16 protein-coding genes are annotated in these 18,161 nt (G+C 70.4%); 3 read left to right on the forward strand and 13 right to left on the reverse strand.

The genetic code is table 11. The annotated features are described in order from the left end of the window. The 6 genes from alaS to G3N18_RS09260 form a co-directional block, all read right to left on the reverse strand. The coding region (gene alaS, locus G3N18_RS09235) for an alanine--tRNA ligase (RefSeq protein WP_196383996.1) at positions 1-2,523 on the reverse strand (2,523 nt) is incomplete at its 3' end. A gap of 67 nt (positions 2,524-2,590) precedes the next feature. After that, positions 2,591-2,887, reverse strand: coding sequence for an ATPase (locus G3N18_RS09240; protein WP_196383997.1), 297 nt, complete (start codon positions 2,885-2,887; stop codon positions 2,591-2,593). Between the two features lie 100 nt (positions 2,888-2,987). Beyond that, positions 2,988-3,617, reverse strand: a complete 630-nt coding sequence (gene rpsD, locus G3N18_RS09245; RefSeq protein WP_196383998.1) for a 30S ribosomal protein S4 — start codon at positions 3,615-3,617, stop codon at positions 2,988-2,990. Positions 3,618-3,771: 154 nt separating this feature from the next. Continuing rightward, positions 3,772-4,506, reverse strand: coding sequence for a DUF1361 domain-containing protein (locus tag G3N18_RS09250; protein ID WP_196383999.1), 735 nt, complete (start codon positions 4,504-4,506; stop codon positions 3,772-3,774). Positions 4,507-4,536: 30 nt separating this feature from the next. Continuing rightward, the gene (locus tag G3N18_RS09255) at positions 4,537-6,054 is read right to left on the reverse strand and encodes a tetratricopeptide repeat protein (RefSeq protein ID WP_338038449.1); all 1,518 of its coding nucleotides are present in this window, start codon (positions 6,052-6,054) and stop codon (positions 4,537-4,539) included. A gap of 53 nt (positions 6,055-6,107) precedes the next feature. Further along, positions 6,108-7,400: a replication-associated recombination protein A gene (locus G3N18_RS09260; RefSeq protein ID WP_196384025.1), complete on the reverse strand. Its 1,293-nt coding sequence runs from the start codon at positions 7,398-7,400 to the stop codon at positions 6,108-6,110. A 156-nt stretch (positions 7,401-7,556) separates the two neighbouring features. Here G3N18_RS09260 and G3N18_RS09265 point away from each other — a divergent pair, with 156 nt between their 5' ends. The 3 genes from G3N18_RS09265 to G3N18_RS09275 all read left to right on the forward strand — a co-directional run bounded on the left by G3N18_RS09265 (position 7,557) and on the right by G3N18_RS09275 (position 10,196). Beyond that, entirely contained in the window at positions 7,557-7,850 is a 294-nt protein-coding gene (locus tag G3N18_RS09265; protein WP_196384000.1) for a dioxygenase, read from the forward strand. A 514-nt stretch (positions 7,851-8,364) separates the two neighbouring features. Further along, positions 8,365-9,552: a DUF349 domain-containing protein gene (locus G3N18_RS09270; RefSeq protein WP_338038452.1), complete on the forward strand. Its 1,188-nt coding sequence runs from the start codon at positions 8,365-8,367 to the stop codon at positions 9,550-9,552. A gap of 74 nt (positions 9,553-9,626) precedes the next feature. Continuing rightward, entirely contained in the window at positions 9,627-10,196 is a 570-nt protein-coding gene (locus G3N18_RS09275; protein ID WP_196384001.1) for an SAM-dependent methyltransferase, read from the forward strand. Here the strand turns inward: G3N18_RS09275 and G3N18_RS09280 are convergent. The 7 genes from G3N18_RS09280 to ruvC form a co-directional block, all read right to left on the reverse strand. Beyond that, on the reverse strand, positions 10,183-12,462 hold the full coding sequence (locus G3N18_RS09280) for a RelA/SpoT family protein (protein ID WP_196384002.1): 2,280 nt from the start codon (positions 12,460-12,462) through the stop codon (positions 10,183-10,185). The genes G3N18_RS09275 and G3N18_RS09280 overlap by 14 nt on opposite strands. A gap of 57 nt (positions 12,463-12,519) precedes the next feature. Next, positions 12,520-13,518, reverse strand: a complete 999-nt coding sequence (gene secF / locus G3N18_RS09285; protein WP_196384003.1) for a protein translocase subunit SecF — start codon at positions 13,516-13,518, stop codon at positions 12,520-12,522. Then, positions 13,518-15,248 carry a protein translocase subunit SecD gene (secD, locus tag G3N18_RS09290; protein WP_196384004.1) on the reverse strand — a complete coding sequence of 577 codons (1,731 nt, stop codon included), beginning with the start codon at positions 15,246-15,248 and terminating at the stop codon, positions 13,518-13,520. The genes secF and secD overlap by 1 nt, the downstream gene beginning before the upstream one ends. A 54-nt stretch (positions 15,249-15,302) precedes the next feature. Continuing rightward, entirely contained in the window at positions 15,303-15,749 is a 447-nt protein-coding gene (locus tag G3N18_RS09295; protein WP_196384005.1) for a preprotein translocase subunit YajC, read from the reverse strand. Positions 15,750-15,810: 61 nt separating this feature from the next. Beyond that, positions 15,811-16,896 (reverse strand): Holliday junction branch migration DNA helicase RuvB, encoded by a 1,086-nt coding sequence (ruvB, locus tag G3N18_RS09300; RefSeq protein WP_399548528.1) that lies wholly within the window; start codon positions 16,894-16,896, stop codon positions 15,811-15,813. After that, the gene (gene ruvA, locus G3N18_RS09305; protein WP_196384006.1) at positions 16,889-17,512 is read right to left on the reverse strand and encodes a Holliday junction branch migration protein RuvA; all 624 of its coding nucleotides are present in this window, start codon (positions 17,510-17,512) and stop codon (positions 16,889-16,891) included. Before ruvA ends, ruvB begins: the two co-directional genes overlap by 8 nt. 59 nt (positions 17,513-17,571) lie before the next feature. Continuing rightward, positions 17,572-18,138 (reverse strand): crossover junction endodeoxyribonuclease RuvC, encoded by a 567-nt coding sequence (ruvC, locus tag G3N18_RS09310; RefSeq protein WP_196384007.1) that lies wholly within the window; start codon positions 18,136-18,138, stop codon positions 17,572-17,574. Positions 18,139-18,161 lie beyond the last annotated feature (23 nt).

Raw genomic sequence — 18,161 nt, forward strand, 5'->3', positions numbered from 1 at the left:
CACGCCCGCCTTCGCCCCGGCAGCGCGCGCGGCGTCGCCGGTGGCGACGATCACGACGGGCCGGCCCGACACCTCGGCGCCGAGGGCGATGACCGCGTCGCCACCCACGCGCTCGCGCACCTGCAGCGCCAGCGAACGCACGTCGTCGGCTGACGCCGCGCTGCCCACCGACTCGGCGACCACACGGAACGCTCCCGTGGCCTTCGCCCCGGCGGCAAGCGACGGGATGCGGCCCTCGAGCGCCTTGGCCTCGAACTGCGCGATCTTCTTCTCGGCGGCCTTGAGGTTCGCCGAGAGCTCGGCGATGCGCGCCGCGAGCTGGTCTTTCGGCGTCTTCAGCGACGAGGTGAGCTGCGCCACGATGGCGCGCTCGGTCGCGAGCTCACGGAAGGCGTCCTGCCCGACGAGCGCCTCGACACGGCGGTTCGACGCGCCCACCGACGACTCGCCGATGACGTTGATGAGGCCGATCTCGGCGCTCGAGGCGACGTGGATGCCACCGCACAGCTCGCGCGACCACGGGCCGCCGATGTCGACCATGCGCACCGTGTCGCCGTACTTCTCGCCGAACAGCGCCATCGCCCCCGCCGCTTTGGCGTCGTCGAGCGACAGCACGCGGGTCGTGACCTCGAGGTTGTCGCGCACCGCGTTGTTCGCGATCTCTTCGATCTCGGTCTTCGTGGCGTCCGACAGCGCCTGGTTCCACGAGAAGTCGAAGCGCAGGTAGCCGGCGCGGTTCAGCGAGCCCGCCTGGGTGGCAGTCTTACCGAGGGTGTCGCGCAGCGCCGCGTGCACGAGGTGGGTCGCGGAGTGCGCCTGCTGGGCGGCGCGGCGGTTCACCGCGTCGACGACGCTCGTCGCCGGCTGGTCGACGCCGACCTCGCCGGTCGTCACCTCGACCGTGTGGCTGACGAGCCCCGGCACGGGCCGCTGCACGTCGATCACGTCGAGCTCGTACCCGGGGCCGACGATCATGCCCTTGTCGGCGACCTGACCGCCGCTCTCTGCGTAGAGCGCCGTCTCGGCGAGGATCACCTCGACGATCTGACCGGCCGACGCGCGCGTCACGGGCACGCCGTCGTGCAGAATGCCGAGCACCGTCGAGGCGGTCTCGAGGTCGCTGTAGCCCGTGAAGACGGTCTCGCCCTTGGCGCGCAGTTCGCGGTAGACGCTCGTGTCGGCGAGCTGACGCTTGCGCGAGCGGGCGTCTGCCTTGGCGCGCGTGCGCTGCTCCTGCATGAGGGTGTCGAAGGCGTCGCGGTCGACCCGCAGCCCCGCCTCTTCGACGATCTCCATCGTCAGGTCGATGGGGAACCCGTAGGTGTCGTGCAGCAAGAAGGCCTCGGCGCCGCCGATGCCGTCACGCCCGGCATCCTTGGCCGCGGCGATCGACTGGTCGAGGTTCTCGGAGCCCGCCGCGAGCGTCCGCAGGAACGTCGCCTCTTCGGCCAGGGCATACTGCGAGATGCGCGGGTAGTCGGTCTCGACGATCGGGTAGGCCTCTTTCATCGCGTCGCGCGATGCGGCGAACAGCTCGGCGAACGTCGGTCCGTCGACGCCCAGCAGGCGCATGGCGCGGATGACACGGCGCATGAGGCGCCGCAGGATGTAGCCCCGACCCTCGTTCGAGGGCGTCACACCGTCGCTCATCAGCATGAGGGAGGAGCGCACGTGGTCGGCGACCACGCGGAAGCGCACGTCGTCGTCGTGGTTCGCGCCGTACGTCTTGCCCGAGAGGCGCACCGCTTCGTCGAGCACGGGGCGCACCTGATCGGTCTCGTACATGTTGTCGACGCCCTGCTTGATGAAGGCGATGCGCTCGAGCCCCATGCCGGTGTCGACGTTCTTGGCGGGGAGCTCCCCCACGATCTCGAAGTCGTACTTCGAGCGCACGTCGGTGATCTCGTACTGCATGAACACGAGGTTCCAGATCTCGACGTAGCGGTCGTCGTCGGTGGCCGGTCCCCCGTCGATGCCGTACGCGGGGCCCCGGTCGAAGAAGATCTCGGAGCAGGGGCCGGCGGGGCCGGGAAGACCGGTCGACCAGTAGTTCGTGTCTTTGCCGAGGCGCTGGATGCGCTCTTCGGGAAGACCCGCGATCTCGCGCCACAGGTCGTGCGCCTCGTCGTCTTCTTCGTAGACGGTGACCCAGAGGTCTTTCGGGTCGAAGCCGAGCCCGCCCTCGTCTTCAGGGCTCGTCAGCAGCTCCCACGCGTAGCGGATCGCGCCTTCTTTGAAGTAGTCGCCGAATGACCAGTTGCCGAGCATCTGGAAGAACGTGCCGTGCCGCGGCGTCTTGCCGACCTCTTCGATGTCGTTGGTGCGGATGCACTTCTGGTTGTCGGCGGCCCGCTTGTAGGGCGCCGGCACGTCGCCGGAGAGATACGGGATGAAGGGCACCATCCCCGCGATGACGAACAGCAGCGCGGGGTCGTCGCTGACGAGCGAAGCCGAGGGCACGATCGTGTGCCCCTGCTTCTCGAAGTAGTCCAGGTAGCGCTTCGCGATCTCGGCGGTCTTCATGAGTGGGTCCTCGGGCATGCGGCACCGCCGCGTCGTGGACGGCGCGGCGAGGGGCGGGTCGGTCGGGTCAGTCGGTGAGGGGGGCGACGGCAGCGGATGCCGCGTCCTTCGCGGCCTCGAGCGTGTCGGAGGCGGCGGCTTTGGCCGCGTCGAGGGCGTTCGCCGTGACGTCTTTCACATCGGCGGCGATGCCGTCGATCTTCGCTTCCTGGGCGCGGTAGGCCTCGCCGATGCGGTCGGTGAACTCGGTGATGCGCGCGTCGACTTCGGCGAGAGCTTCGTGGCCGCGCGGGTCCTTGTTGACGAGGTGGGCCGCGACGAAGCCCCCGGCCAGTCCCAGCACGAACCACAGCAAGCTCTTCATGGCATCCATGTTAGGCCGTAAACGCCGGAAGGCGCCGGGGGCAACCCCGGCGCCTTCCGCGCACACGATCGATCGACCGGGTGCGACAAGACGGAACGGCTCAGCGCGCCGCGTAGTACTCGACGACGAGCTGCACGTCACACGTGACGGGCACCTCGGCGCGCTTGGGACGACGCACGAGCGTGGCGTGCAGCTTGTCGAGCTCGACCTCGAGGTAGCCGGGAACGTTCGGCAGCACCTCGGCGTGGCCACCGGCAGCGGCGACCTGGAAGGGCTCGAGCGCCTCGCTCTTCTCCTTGACGTGGATGAGCTGACCCGGCTTCACGCGGAACGACGGGCGGTCGACGAGCTGGCCGTCGACGAGGATGTGACGGTGCACGACGAGCTGACGGGCCTGCGCGGTGGTGCGGGCGAAGCCGGCACGCAGCACGAGGGCGTCGAGGCGCATCTCGAGCAGCTCGACCAGGTTCTCACCGGTCAGGCCGTCCTTGCGGCGGGCCTCGTTGAACGTGTTGCGCATCTGCTTCTCACGGATGCCGTACTGCTCGCGCAGACGCTGCTTCTCGCGGAGGCGGACGGCGAAGTCGCTGTCCTGCTTGCGCTTGGTGCGGCCGTGCTCACCCGGAGCGTAGGGACGCTTCTCGAGGTACTTGGCCGCCTTGGGGGTGAGTGCGACGCCGAGGGCGCGCGACAGACGCACCTTGCGGCGGTCCTGGGACTTCGTAGCCACGAAGTGTTCCTTTCGTTACGCGGACGCGACTGTCGCGCCTCGCGGACGTATCGCCTCTCCTCGCCCTGTCCGGACTGCACGCCGGGGCATGCCGGAAGGTCGGTCAAGAAGAGAGGGGATGCCCGAAAACTCCGTTTCGAGCCACTCGAGCTTATCAGAGAGCGTCTGCGCCGATGGTCGACCAGGCGAGGGTGAACAGCGGCACGTACAGCAGCGCGATCAAGAGGGCGTGCGTGAGCACGAATCCGAACGCCTCGAGCGCCTTGCCGCGCTGGCGCAGGTGGGTGCGGAGCTTTTGCTCGAGAGAGGCCGGATGCCGCACATCCCAGCTGTTCAGCCGCAGATAGCGGCCGAGGTACACGCCGACGGCGCCGAGCACGATCACAATGCCGGCGAACACCCAGCTGCCGGTCGGGATGGCGCCCGTCGGCGGGTCGACCATGACGATGTAGACCAGCTGCACCACGGCGAGGCTCAGGATCGCGTTGGCGATGCCCGACAGGGTGAGCGCGAGCGTCTGCACGATGTCGTACCAGAGCGGCACCGGCGTCACCTCGGCGCGATGACTGAAGTTCAGCTCGGTGATGAGGTAGACCGAGTTAGGGAAGAGCAGCAGCCACACCGCGGTGGCCACGAGCAGGTAGACCCACACGAACACCGAGCCGGCGCCCGACACACGCTCGGTGATGGCCCCGAACACGGGCGTCAGCACGATCAGCCCCAGTCCGAACACGATGGCCAGCAGCACCGGCAGCGCCGACAGGGCGATGTTCACCAGCATCGGGCGGTACAGGGGCACGCCGTACACCCGCGATCGCAGCACGACGAGCACGATGGCGTACAGGTTCAGCAGCACGACCGAGAGCACACCGAGCGCGAGGGGCGACATGGCGCAAGCCTGACACACGCCACCCGCCACTCAGTCGAGGAGGTCGAGCACTCCCGTCGGGTAGACGGCAATGCCCCCCGCACCGGCACCGCCGCGGAGCGCGGCGAGGTCGTACCAGCCGACCGTGGTGTGGCTGTCGCGCACGGCGATCCGCTCGTCGGCCGGAAGGGCCGCCAGCTGGGCGCTGTCGACGGCGAACACGTGCACGATCTCGTGACCGCGCCCGCTCGCGCTGTCGAAGATGTTCTCGGTGACGGCGAGCGGGCGCACGCTCTCGAGCGAGACATCCAGTTCTTCGGCGAACTCGCGGTGCACGGCGGCCTCGGCCGTCTCGCCGAACTCGATGCCGCCACCGGGGGCGCGGAGGAACTCGGCGTGCCGCTCGTTCGCGGGGTACGACTCGAGCAGTACCGCACCGCCCCGCACCATGAGACCCACCGCGATCGCTCGCACGCGGTCGGGCTTCGCGAGGGCGCCCGCGTACGCGCCGACGGCGCGCTGATAGCGCGGCAGCCGCGGCGCGAGGGTCTGCAGTGCGACGCGCAGTGCCTCGACGGGCTTCTGGTCGGAGTGCAGCGCCAACGCGAGGAACGCCCGCGCCGACGAGACCAGGGGGTCGCTGTCGGGCACGGCGTGCAGCAGTGCGATCGCCCCCGACGCGTCGCCGAGGTTGCGGAGCGTACTGGCGAGCTGGATCGTCGCCTGCGTGCGCAGCTCGGGGTCGAGGTCGCCCGCGAGCGCCGCGCGATAGAGCGGCACGGCGGCATCCTCTTCGCCGAGCGAATCGTGCAGTGAGGCACGCTCGTAGTCGACGCGCGCCTCTCCGACATCTGCGGCAGCGATGACCTGCTCGAGCGCGGCGCGGGCCGCCGCCGGGGCGGTGAGGTCGACGCGGTGCCAGAACGCGTCGAACCCGTCGGACGCGTCGGTGGCGGCGACGGGAGCTGCGGCGGGGTCGAGCAGCGCTCGCACGCGCGCCTGCAGCGCGACGAGCGGCGGGTCGGTCACGTCGGCGCGCGCGAACACGTGCAGGCCGCGCAGGGCCGCGCCCGCATCGCTCAGCGCGCCCGAGAGCAGGTGCGGCACGAGGTCGGATGCCTCGAGCTCGCCGATCGCGCCGGTCTCCCCCGCCTCCCAGTGCGGATCGCCGACGCGGTGGCACCCTGCGGCGATCACGACGGACTTTCGGCGCGTCGAGTTGGCGCCCGCCCACTCGGCGCCCGCGTCGAACAGCGCGCCGGCCGCGAACCCGGTCTCTTCGGCGAGCTCGCGCGCTCCGGCGACGAGGGCGCTCTCGCCCGGGTCGATCAGGCCGCCGGGCAGTTCCACGATCGGCGCGGCGGGGCCTACGCGGAACTGCTCGAACACGAGCACGGTGCCGGCGGTCGTGAACGCCACGACGGCGACGGTGTCGCGCTGTTCGAGCACGTCCCAGTCCGACTCCGAACCGTCGGGCAGCCGGTAGGTGTCGCGCCGCACCCGGGTGTAGCCGTCGAACATCGGGGTGCTGCGCAGCAGCTGCCAGTGCGGAATCCGATCAGAGGTCACGTCTCGATCGTCGCACGATGCACCGGCCGCTCGGGCGCCGCCGATCTCCGCCCTCAGTCGCCGAGGATCTTGCGGATCTTCTCGACGCGCGCGCCGATGTCGCGTTCCAGGCCGCGGCCGGTGGGCTCGTAGTAGTGACGACCGCGCAGTTCGTCGGGCAGGTACTGCTGGGTGGCGACGCCCACCTCGAGGTCGTGCGGGTAGATGTAGCCCTTGCCGTGGCCGAGGCGCTTGGCGCCCGGATAGTGCGCGTCGCGCAGCGGCAGCGGCACCCGCCCGAAGCCGCCCGCGCGCACGTCGGCGATCGCCGCGTCGATCGCGAGGTACGCGGCGTTGGATTTCGCGGTCGTGGCGAGGTAGGCGGTCGCCTCGGCGAGGGGAATGCGCCCCTCGGGCATGCCGATGAACGCGACCGCGTCGGCGGCCGCGACGGCGATGACGAGCGCCTGCGGGTCGGCGAGGCCGATGTCTTCTGATGCCGAGATCACGAGCCGACGGGCGATGAAACGCGGGTCCTCCCCCGCCTCGATCATGCGCGCGAGGTAGTGGATCGCCGCGTCGACGTCGGAGCCGCGGATCGACTTGATGAAGGCGCTGATGACGTCGTAGTGCTCGTCGCCCTGCTTGTCGTAGCGCAGCAGCGCGCGATCGACCGCCTGCGCGACGACCTCGGCGGTGATGAGCGGCGGCGGCGCGTCGCCCGCATCTGCACTGTCGGGTGCGGGTGCGACCATCGATGCGGCCGCCTCGAGCGAGGTCAGCGCGCGCCGCGCGTCGCCCGAGGCGAGCTGCACGATCGCCGCGCGCGCCGCCGGATCGAGCGTCACCTCGCCAGCGAGTCCGCGCGGGTCGGCGACGGCGCGGTCGACGAGCGAGGCGAGGTCATCGTCGGTGAGCGGCTGCAGCGTCAGCAGCAGCGATCGCGACAGCAGAGGCGAGATCACCGAGAACGACGGGTTCTCGGTGGTCGCGGCGATGAGGATGACCCAGCCGTTCTCGACCCCCGGCAGCAGGGCGTCCTGCTGCGCTTTCGTGAAGCGGTGGATCTCGTCGAGGAAGAGGATCGTCGAGGCCCCGTACAGGTCGCGCTGCGTCATGGCATCCTGCATCACCTCGCGCACGTCGCGTACGCCCGCCGTCACGGCCGACAGCTCGACGAAGCGCCGACCCGACGTGCGCGCGATCGCCTGCGCCAGAGTCGTCTTGCCGGTGCCCGGCGGGCCCCAGAGGATCACCGACACGGCGTTCTTCGTGGTGCCGGCGGGATCGGCGAGGGCGACCAGCGGCGATCCCGGGCGTAACAGGTGCCCCTGGCCCGCGACCTCGTCGAGCGAGGTGGGCCGCATGCGCACGGCCAGCGGGGTCTGACCCTGGAAGAGCGCGGATGCCTGTGCCACCCGTCCAGGCTATCCGTGGTGGCCGACACGGGCGCCGCCGGAGCGCGCCCGCCCACCGGATAGGATTCTTGCGGCCCGGACGACCGGGAACGCAAGGAGGTTCCCGTGGCGAACGGTGCAAGCGGCAAGCAGTCGCGCGAAGAGAAGGAGCGCGCCCGCGTCTACCGCGCGCGTCAGGAGTTCCACGCGAGCCTCGGGGCGCGGCGCCGCCGCGACAACCTGATCGCCGGCATCGCCGGCGCGGTGCTCCTCGTCGCGATCATCGCCGCGCAGGTCGCCTACTTCACCGTCGGCCCCGGCACGCCCGCGCCGAGCCCCACCCCGTCGTCCACGTCGACCTCGACGCCGGCGCCCGAGCCCACCGCCACCGACACGCCGTCGCCCACCCCGACGCCGTGATCGCGGTCGCCGCGATGCGCGCGGCCCGCGACGTATAGGCTGTTGGCCGACCGAACTCCCGTGCCGACCGGACGGAGCACCTGTTGCGCCGCCGGGTCGATCGACCCCACGCGGCGCGATCCGCGACGAGGTGCTACCTGTGACTGACGCCACTGCTCCCGCGAACGACGAAGCGGCCGCCGCCGAGCCCGTCGCACCCGCCTCCCCCGCCGACCAGGCGCAGAATTCCGGCGACGACACCCCGTCGACCGCGATCGACATCGTGCGCATCGAGGTCGTCGAGGGCGAGCCCGAGGCACCCGAAGCCGTCGCCGTCACCGTGGTCGAAGAGATCGTCGACGGCGAGGTCGTCGAGCAGGCCGCTGCCCTCGAGGCGGCACCCGCCCCCGCGCCGGCGCCGGCGCCCACTCCTGGCCGCATCCCGGTACCCCGTCCCCCGGCCCGTCGCGCTCCCGTCGCACCGACCGCCGCCGCACCCGCCGAACCGTTCGGGCGCGTCGACGACGACGGCACCGTGTCGGTGCGCGAGGGCGACCAGTGGCGCGTCGTCGGCCAGTACCCCGACGGCACCCCCGCCGAGGCTCTCGCCTACTTCGAGCGCAAGTTCGCCGACCTCGCCGGCGAGGTCACGCTGCTCGAAACGCGTCACCGCGCCGGTGGCGCCTCGGCATCCGACCTCCGCTCCACCTCGCGCGCCGTGCGCGAGCGCGTCGTCGGCGCGGCCGCCGTCGGCGACCTCGCCGCCCTCGAGGCTCGCCTCTCGGCGCTCGACGCCACCCTCAGCGAGGCGTCGGCCGAAGAGGCGCAGGCCCAGCGCGCCGCCGTCGACGCCGCCATCGCCGAGCGCACCGCACTCGTCGAGCGCGTCGAGGCGATCGCCGCACGCGACCCGAAGTCGATCCAGTGGAAGCAGACGAGCGCCGAGGTGACGGCCCTCTTCGAGCAGTGGCAGGCCCACCAGGCATCCGGCCCCCGTCTGCCCAAGGCCACCGGCCAACAGCTGTGGAAGCGATTCCGCGATGCGCGGGCCACCCTCGACAAGCACCGCCGTGAGTTCTACGCGGGCCTCGACGAACAGCACAAGTCGGCGCGCGACGCCAAGACGCGCCTCGTCGAGCGCGCCGAAGCGCTCGAGAGCCGCGGTGAAGACGGCATCGGCGCCTACCGCACCCTGCTCGACGAGTGGAAGTTCTCGGGTCGCGCCGGCAAGAAGGCCGACGATGCGCTGTGGGCGCGCTTCAAGGCCGCCGGCGACGCGCTGTACGCCGCACGCGCCGGTCGCGAGCTGGCCGATGCCGAGGCGTCGAAGGAGAAGATCGACGCCAAGCGGGTGCTCCTCGACGAGGCCGCGGCCGTCGGCGCCGAGAAGGACAACGCCAAGGCCCGCACGATCCTCACCGGCATCCAGCGCCGTTGGGACGAGATCGGCCGCGTGTACCCGCGCGAGGCCGAGCGCGCCCTCGACGACGACCTGCGCAAGATCGAGCAGGCGCTGAAGGCCCGCGAAGACGCCGCGTGGAAGAGCAACAACCCCGAGACGACGGCGCGTCAGAACGACATGACGCAGCAGCTGCGCGACGCGATCCCCGCGCTCGAGGCCGACCTCGAGAAGGCCAAGGCGTCGAAGGATGCCCGGGCCATCGCCAAGGCCACCGAGGCTCTCGAGGCGCGCAAGAGCTGGCTCAAAGCCCTCGGCGGCTGAGCGCGCGGGGGCATTCCTCCACAGATTCCTCCGACGCCCCGCACCGGGCGCCGCGCGGTGGCACACTGCCAGACATGTCCTGGCCGTTCCTGTACTTCGCCGATGACCGCCTGTCGACCGCCGAGCTCGCCAGCGCGCGGCTCGACGGCGACGTCGTCGAGGTCGGCGAGGCGTACATGCCCGCCGACGCGGTCGAGACCCGCGAGCTGCGGGCGGCGTCGCTGCGCCCGATGATCCCGGCCGCCCTCGCCGTCATTCGCGAGAGTGCCGCCTGGGTGCACGGTGCGGTGCCCGATGCGCCCGCCCGCCACACCGTGCAGCGCCGCTCACCGGCGCGGCTGAACCAGGCGCCCGACGCGCGCCTGGTCTATCGCGACCAGTTGCTGCCCGAGGGCGTCGCGGACTGCATCGGCGGCGTGTGGGTGACTACGCCCGCGCAGACCCTCGCCGATCTCGTGCGTGCGCACCTCGCAGGCGATGCCGGCGACACCGTCGGTGGCTACGTCGACGCGATGCTCCGCTGGCGCCCCGCACTCGCGGTCGAAGCGATCGCCGCGCTCGAGCGCGGCGGAGCCGTGCACTACAAACGGCACGCGCTCGCGTTCCTGCGCGTTCGCGCCGCAGTCGGAGCTACGACGACGTGACGCGATAGACGTCGTAGACGGCGTCGATCCGACGCACGGCGTTCAGCACACGGTCGAGATGCACGATGTCGCCCATCTCGAACACGTAGCGACTGAGCGCCAACCGGTCGTTGGTGGTCTGCACCGAGGCCGAGAGGATGTTCACGTGGTGCTCGCTCAGCACTCGCGTGATGTCGCTGAGCAGACCCGAACGGTCGAGCGCCTCGACCTGGATGTGCACCAGGAAGACGCTCTTGGTCGTCGGTGCCCACGACACGTCGATCATGCGCTCCGAGTCGCCCATCAGGGAGCGCACGTTGGTGCAGTCGGCGCGGTGCACGGAGACGCCGCTCCCCCGCGTGACGAAGCCGACGATCTCATCACCCGGCACCGGCGTGCAGCACTTGGCGAGCTTCACCAGGATGTCGGGCGCCCCGCGCACGAGCACGCCCGAATCGCCGCCGCGCGGAGCCTTCGACCGGCCGACGTGCGGGATCTCGATCGGACCGGTCGAGGTGTCTTCCTGCGAGCTGACGAGGGCGGTCACCTTCTCGATGACCGATTGGGTCGAGATGTGCCCCTCGCCGACGGCGGCGTAGAGCGCCGTCACGTCTTCGTAGCGCAGCTGGTGGGCGACGTCGGTGAACGAATCCTGGTTCATCAGGCGCTGCAGCGGCAGGTTCTGCCGGCGCATGGCGCGCGCGATGGCATCCTTGCCCTGCTCGACCGCCTCTTCGCGGCGCTCCTTCGTGAACCAGCCGCGGATCTTGCTGCGCGCCCGCGTCGACTTGACGAAGGTCAGCCAGTCCTGGCTGGGCCCCGCGTCGGGGTTCTTCGAGGTGAACACCTCGACCACGTCGCCCGAGTTCAGCGGCGTCTCGAGCGGCACGAGACGCCCGTTGACCTTCGCGCCCATCGTGCGGTGACCGACCTCGGTGTGCACGGCATAGGCGAAGTCGACGGGAGTGCCTCCCGCCGGCAGACCGATCACACGACCCTTCGGCGTGAAGACGTAGACCTCTTTCGCGCCGATCTCGAAGCGCAGCGAGTCGAGGAACTCGCCCGGATCGGCCGTCTCGGCCTGCCAGTCGGAGATGTGCGCGAGCCACGCCATGTCGGCGTCGACCGACTTCGAGTCGGGGGTCTTCCCCGCCATCCGCTCCTTGTACTTCCAGTGCGCCGCGACACCGTACTCGGCCTGCTGGTGCATCTCGTTCGTGCGGATCTGGATCTCGACGGTGCGGCCGCCGGGGCCGATCACGGTCGTGTGCAGCGACTGGTAGAGGTTGAACTTCGGCGTCGCGATGTAGTCCTTGAACCGGCCGGGGATCGGGGTCCAGCGGGCATGGATCGAGCCGAGCACCGCGTAGCAGTCGCGCACCGTCGCGACGAGCACCCGGATGCCGATGAGGTCGTAGATGTCGTCGAACTCGCGACCGCGCACGACCATCTTCTGGTACACGGAGTAGAGCTGCTTGGGTCGCCCCATCACGCGCCCGCGGATGCGCAGATCGCGCAGGTCCGACTCGACGGCGTCGATGACGGTGTGCACGTACTCTTCGCGCTGCGGGGTGCGCTGCTTGACGAGGCTGTCGATCTCGGCGTAGAGCTTCGGGTGCAGCACCGCGAACGACAGGTCTTCGAGTTCGCTCTTGACCGCCTGGATGCCGAGGCGGTTGGCCAGCGGCGCGTAGATCTCGAGGGTCTCGGTGGCCTTCTTCGCGGCCTTCTCGGGCGGCACGAAGCCCCATGTGCGCGCATTGTGCAGGCGGTCGGCGAGCTTGATGAGCAGCACACGGATGTCTTTCGACATCGCCACGATCATCTTGCGCACCGTCTCGGCCTGAGCGGCGTCGCCGTACTTGACCTTGTCGAGCTTGGTGACCCCGTCGACGAGCATGGCGACCTCGTCGCCGAACTCGGCGGTCAGCTGCTCGAGGCTGTAGTCGGTGTCTTCGACCGTGTCGTGCAGAAGAGCCGCGGCGATCGCTCGCGGCCCGAGGCCGAGATCGGCGAGGATCTGCGCGACCGCGAGCGGATGCGTGATGTACGGCTCGCCGCTCTGCCGCTTCTGGCTCGCGTGTGCGCGCGCCGCGGTCTGGTAGGCGCGCTCGATGATCGCGACGTCACCCTTCGGGTGGTGCGTACGGACGATGCGTACGAGCTGCTCGACGCCGTTGCGCGAGGGCGTGCGCGAGAAGATGCGCGGCACGAGACGGCGGAGCGACGAACCCTGCGGTGCGGGCGCACCGCCCGAGGCGGCCGACGCGGGCACCGTCTCGGTCATCCGCTCACCTTCCCCTTGAGATCCGTCAATCCTACGCCCGAGCGATCACGCGTCCCGTCACACCTCGACGGCGGAGCGTTCGCGCGCCGCGAGCACCCGCGCGTCGCGCGCCTTGATCGCCGGCTCGTTCTCGCGCAGCAGCGAGTAGAGCGGCGCGGCGACGAACAGCGTCGAGTACGCGGCGACGATCGTTCCGACGAAGATCGACAGCGAGATGTCGGTGAGCGTCTGCGCACCGAGCCACAGGGCACCGATGAACAGGATCGCACCGGTCGGGATCGCCGCGACCACGGTCGTGTTGATCGAGCGGATCAGCGTCTGGTTGACCGCGAGGTTCACCGACTCGCCGAACGTGCGCCCCGACGACTCGCCGTCGCGCGTGTTCTCGCGGATCTTGTCGAAGACGACGGTGGTGTCGTACAGCGAGTACGACAGGATCGTCAAGAAGCCGATCACGGCCGCCGGGGAGATCTCGAAGCCGAACAGCGCGTAGACGCCGATCGTGATGACGAGCACGTCGACGAGGCCGATGATGGCCGCGACCGACATCTTCCAGGTGCGGAAGTAGAGCGCGAGGATGACGAAGGTCAGCGCGAGGAAGATCGCGAGGCCCCAGAGCGACTGGCGCGTCACGTCTTGACCCCAGCTGGGCCCGATGAACGACGAGCTGACCTCGGCGGCGGGCACGTCGAATGCCTCGGCGAGAGCCGCGCTGACCGCGCGCGTCTCGTCGTCGGTCATCTGGTCGGTCTGCACCCGCAGCGACTGCTCGCCCTCGGTCGTGCCGATCGTGGTGACCTTGGTGTTCGCGCCGGGCACGACGGTGCGCACGGCGTCGGTCGCGACGGTCTGGTCGGGCGCCGACAGGCCGCTCACGGTGAACTGCGAGCCGCCGGTGAACTCGATCGAGAACTGCACGGGACGGATGAGCGGCACGAGGGCCGCGCCGATCACGAGCACCGCGGCGATGATGAACCAGAGCTTGCGCCGCCCGACGAACGGGAACGAGGTCTTGCCGGTGTAGAGGTCGTTGCCGAGCTCGTTCATGGAGCGCATCAGTCGTCCCCCTCCGTCGCCTTGCGACTACTGGCGGCGAGTTCCGCCTGCTTGCGTTCCGCGATCGTCTGGCGCCGCTCGGCCTCGCCGCGCGAGCGCCCGGTGCGCCGCGCGGCAGCGCCCTTCTCGGCGCCGGCGGCGACCGGCTGACGGAACTGCGCACGACCGCGGTACACCGCGCCGAGCGCCTCGGGGTCGAGGCCCGACAGCGGATGCCCGCCGCCGAAGAACCGCGTGCGCGCGAGCAACTGCATCACGGGGTGGGTGAACAGGATGAAGATGAGGATGTCGATCACGGTCGTGAGGCCGAGCGTGAACGCGAAGCCCTTCACCGTGGCATCCGCGAGGATGTAGAGAACGACCGCGGCGAGGATGTTGATCGACTTCGAGATGTAGATCGTTCGCTTGGCCCGGCCCCAGCCGTCTTCGACGGCGCCGGTGATCGATTTGCCGTCGCGCAACTCGTCTCGAATGCGTTCGAAATAGACGATGAACGAGTCGGCGGTGAACCCGATCGTGACGATCAGACCCGCGACACCGGCCAGCGACAGACGGAAGCCCATGCGCCACGCGAGGATGCACAGCGTGATGTAGGTGAGCACACCCATCACGGCGAGCGAGGCGATGATGACGAAGCCGAGCGCGCGGTAGACGATCAACGAGTACAGGGCGACGAGGGCGAGGCCGATGAGGCCCGCGATCATGCCGATCTGCAGCTGCTGCGAACCGAGGGTGGCCGAGATCGAGTTCGACGACTGCACCTCGAAGCTGAGCGGCAGGGCGCCGTACTTCAGCTGGTCGGCGAGGGTCTTCGAGCTCTCCTGCGTGAACGAGCCGGAGATCTGCGGCTTGCCGTCGAGGATGACGCCGTTCATCGAGGGCGCCGAGATCACGGCGCCGTCGAGCACGAAGGCGAACTGGTTCTGCGGGCTCTTTCCGGCCTGCGTGAACGCGTACAGACGCTGGCTGACCTCGCCGAAGGTCTTCGCGCCGTCGGCGTCGAAGACGACGTTGACGACCCACTGGCCGTTCTGCGTGTTCATGCCGGCGGTGGCATCGGTGATCGACGAGCCGTCGAGCTCGACCGGGCCGAGGATGTACTTCGCGGTGCCGGCCGGGTCGCAGGCGATCACCGGCTGATCCTTGGGGGCGTTCGCCGGGTCGTTCGCCTCGTCGGAGCAGTCGTACGCGAGGAACTGCGCCTGCAGCGCCGGGGTCACCCAGCTGAGGTCGCTGCCGTCGGTCGGCGACGCGGTCGGGGTCGAGACGAGCCCGGGGTCGGGCGTGGGGTACGGCGTCTGGTTGCCGTCCTCGCCGACGTACGAGGTGGATGCCGCGGTCGTATACAGCACGGGGCGCAGCTGCATCTGCGCCGAGGCGGTGATGCGGTTGCGGGTCTCGTCGTCGGCTTGACCGGGGATCTGCACGACGATCTGGTTGCCCGCCTGCGTCGTGATGTCGGTCTCGCCGACACCCGAGGCATCCACACGCTGGCGGATGATCGACGCGGCCTGGTCCATCTGCTCCGAGGTCGGCGTCGACCCGTCGGGCGTCTTCGCCTCGAGGATGATCTGCGTGCCGCCCTGCAGGTCGAGGGCGAGCGCGGGTACCCACGAGCTCTTGCCGAACGCATACACGCCGAGCGCGTTGATGCCGAACAGCACGACCACGATCGCGAGCAGGGCGGTCAGTGCGCGCCACGCGTGACGCACAGGGGTGGTAGTGGCCACGAAAGGCTCAGCTTTCTTCGAGGAACCGGAGGAACGTCGCCGCCGCGGTCGGCGTCAGGACTGCGGCTTGTCGCGAGAGTCGACGTCGGATGCCGGGACGTCGGCCGCCTTCGCGCGCTCGCGCTCCTGGTCGTCGCTCAGCGACGAGAGCTCGCCGTCGGCGACATCGGCGGCGTACTCCGCCTGGTCGGACTCGGCCTGGATGAACTCGTCTTCGGTGACGGTCCCCTCCTCCTCGTCGACGACGCGGAGGATGGCCTGACTGTGCACCTCGACCTCGACACCCGGGGCGAGCTCGACGCGCGCCGACTTGGAGAGGTCTTCGCCGTCGTACTCGACGAGCGTGCCGTACAGGCCGCCCTGCAGGAGCACCTTGACGCCCGGCAGCATCGCCCGCGACTTCGCCTCTTGCTCGGCCTTCATGCGAGCGGCGCGACGACGCGAGCTCCAGAACATGAAGACGAGCAGCGCCGCCATCGCGACGAGCAGGATCCAATCCATGGGAACGACCTTTCGGGTGCGCGCCGAGCGGCGCGAAGAGGGCGGCAGAAGCCTTCAGCGATTATAGGTCATCGAAGATCGCGGCCTCGCCCGGCTGCGGCACCCGCAGATGCGCGTAGGCCTCGGGCGTCGCGATGCGGCCACGCGGCGTGCGGCCGAGAAAGCCGATGCGCACGAGGTAGGGCTCGACGACCGATTCGATGGTCTCGGCCTCTTCGCCGACGGTCACCGCGAGGGTCGACAGGCCCACGGGTCCACCGCGGAAGCGCCGCACGACGGCGTCGAGCACCGCCCGATCGAGGCGGTCGAGACCGATCGCGTCGACGTCGTACAGGTCGAGCGCCGCGTGCACGTCGGCTTCGGTCGCCGCCCGGCCCCGCGCCGCCGCGGCGCCTGGCGCGTCGGCGCCCGTTCCCACGTCGCCGTGCACGATGACGTAGTCGCGCACGCGGCGCAGCAGTCGGTTCGCGATGCGCGGTGTGCCGCGCGAGCGGCGGGCGATCTCGTCGCGCGCGGCAGGCGGCACATCGACGCCCAGCACGCTCGCCGAACGCGCGATGACCCGCTCGAGCTCGGCGGGTTCGTAGTACTCCAGGTGCGCCGTGAACCCGAACCGGTCGCGGAGCGGGTTCGGCAGCAGGCCCGACCGGGTCGTCGCGCCGACGAGGGTGAAGGGGGCGAGATCGAGCGGAATGCTCGTGGCCCCCGCGCCCTTGCCGACCATGATGTCGATGCGGAAATCCTCCATCGCGAGGTAGAGCATCTCTTCGGCCGAACGCGCCATGCGGTGGATCTCGTCGATGAACAGCACTTCGCCCGGAACGAGGCTCGACAGCAGGGCGGCGAGGTCGCCGGCATGCTGGATCGCGGGGCCCGACGACAGCCGCAACGGCCTGCCGCTCTCGTAGGCGACGATCATCGCGAGGGTCGTCTTGCCGAGCCCCGGCGGGCCCGACAACAAGATGTGGTCGGGCGGGCGCTGCTGGATGCGCGCCGCGTCGAGCAGCAGCTGCAACTGGCCGCGCACCTTGTGCTGGCCCACGAACTCGGCGAGCGACGACGGGCGCAGTGCACCCTCGACGGCGAGCTCCGAATCGTCTTCGGGCGTTGCCGGGTCGCGAGCGATGTCGCCGGCGGGCTCAGACACTCGTGCGCTCCGTTCTGCTCGGGCCGAGCTGCGCGAGCGCGAGCTTGAGCAGGGCCGGCACGGCGGCACGGTCGGATGCCGAGGCATCCGCCACGATCTCGTGCACCGTTTCGGTGCTCACCCGCTCGCTCCACCCGAGCGCGACGAGCGCGGCGACGACCTGCGCGGCGACGGCCGTCGCGGCGGGGGCGCCCGTGCCGGTCGCGGCTCGCGGCGAGGCGTGCAACTTGCCCGCCAGCTGCACGACGATGAGCTTCGCGGTCTTCGGGCCGATGCCCGACACGCGGCGGAACGGGGCGTCGTCCTCTGCCGCCACCGCCTCGGCGATCTGATCGACCGACAAGGCCGAGAGCACCCCGAGCGCCGACTTCGGACCGACCCCCGACACGCTCACGAGCAGGGCGAACGTCTCGAGTTCGTCACGCTCGGCGAAGCCGTAGAGCGACAGCGCGTCGTCGCGCACGACGAGGTTCGTGTGCAGGAACGCCTCATCGCCCAGATGCAGCGCGCGGGCGAGGGGAACGGGCACCGCGACCGCGAAGCCCACGCCGCCGACCTCGACGACGACCGACTCGGCACCCACATGCAGCACCGAGCCGCGCAACGAGGAGATCATCGCTTCAGCCTACGGCCCGGTTCGGACGTTTGTTCGAGCGACACGCGCCGGAGCCACGGTCACCGCCGCGATGCCGCCCGTTCGGCGTCGGCCCACGCCCGCTGCGCCGGGGTGAGCGCCTCGCCCGCGCTGGGCACGGCGCCGCCGCGGCGCCACGCGTGACACAGGGCGATCGCGAGCGCGTCGGAGGCATCGGCCGGTTGCGGCAGCGCGTCGAGGCGCAGCACGCGCGCGACCATCGTCTGCACCTGCAGCTTGTCGGCCGAGCCGTAACCGGTGATGGCCGCCTTCACCTCCGACGGGGTGTGCGTGGCCGCGGGCAGTCCGTGCTCGGCGGCGAGCAGCAGAGCAACCCCGCTCGCCTGCGCCGTGCCCATCACGGTCGCGCGGTTCTGCTGTGCGAACACGCGCTCAACCGCGACCACATCGGGGCGGTGCGCGGCGAGCACCGCGCGCAGGCCCGCGGCGATCACCGCAAGCCGCTCACCGATCGGCAGCTCCGTGCCCGAGCGCACGACGCCCACGTGCACGAGCGTCGCCGAACGGTCGCGCGCGACGTCGACGACGCCGACGCCGCACCGGGTGAGCCCGGGGTCGATGCCCAGAACGCGAAGAGCGGATGCCACTCCCCCACGCTAGGCGGGAAGGG

Source organism: Microbacterium paulum, assembly GCF_015707995.1.
Lineage (GTDB): Bacteria > Actinomycetota > Actinomycetes > Actinomycetales > Microbacteriaceae > Microbacterium > Microbacterium paulum.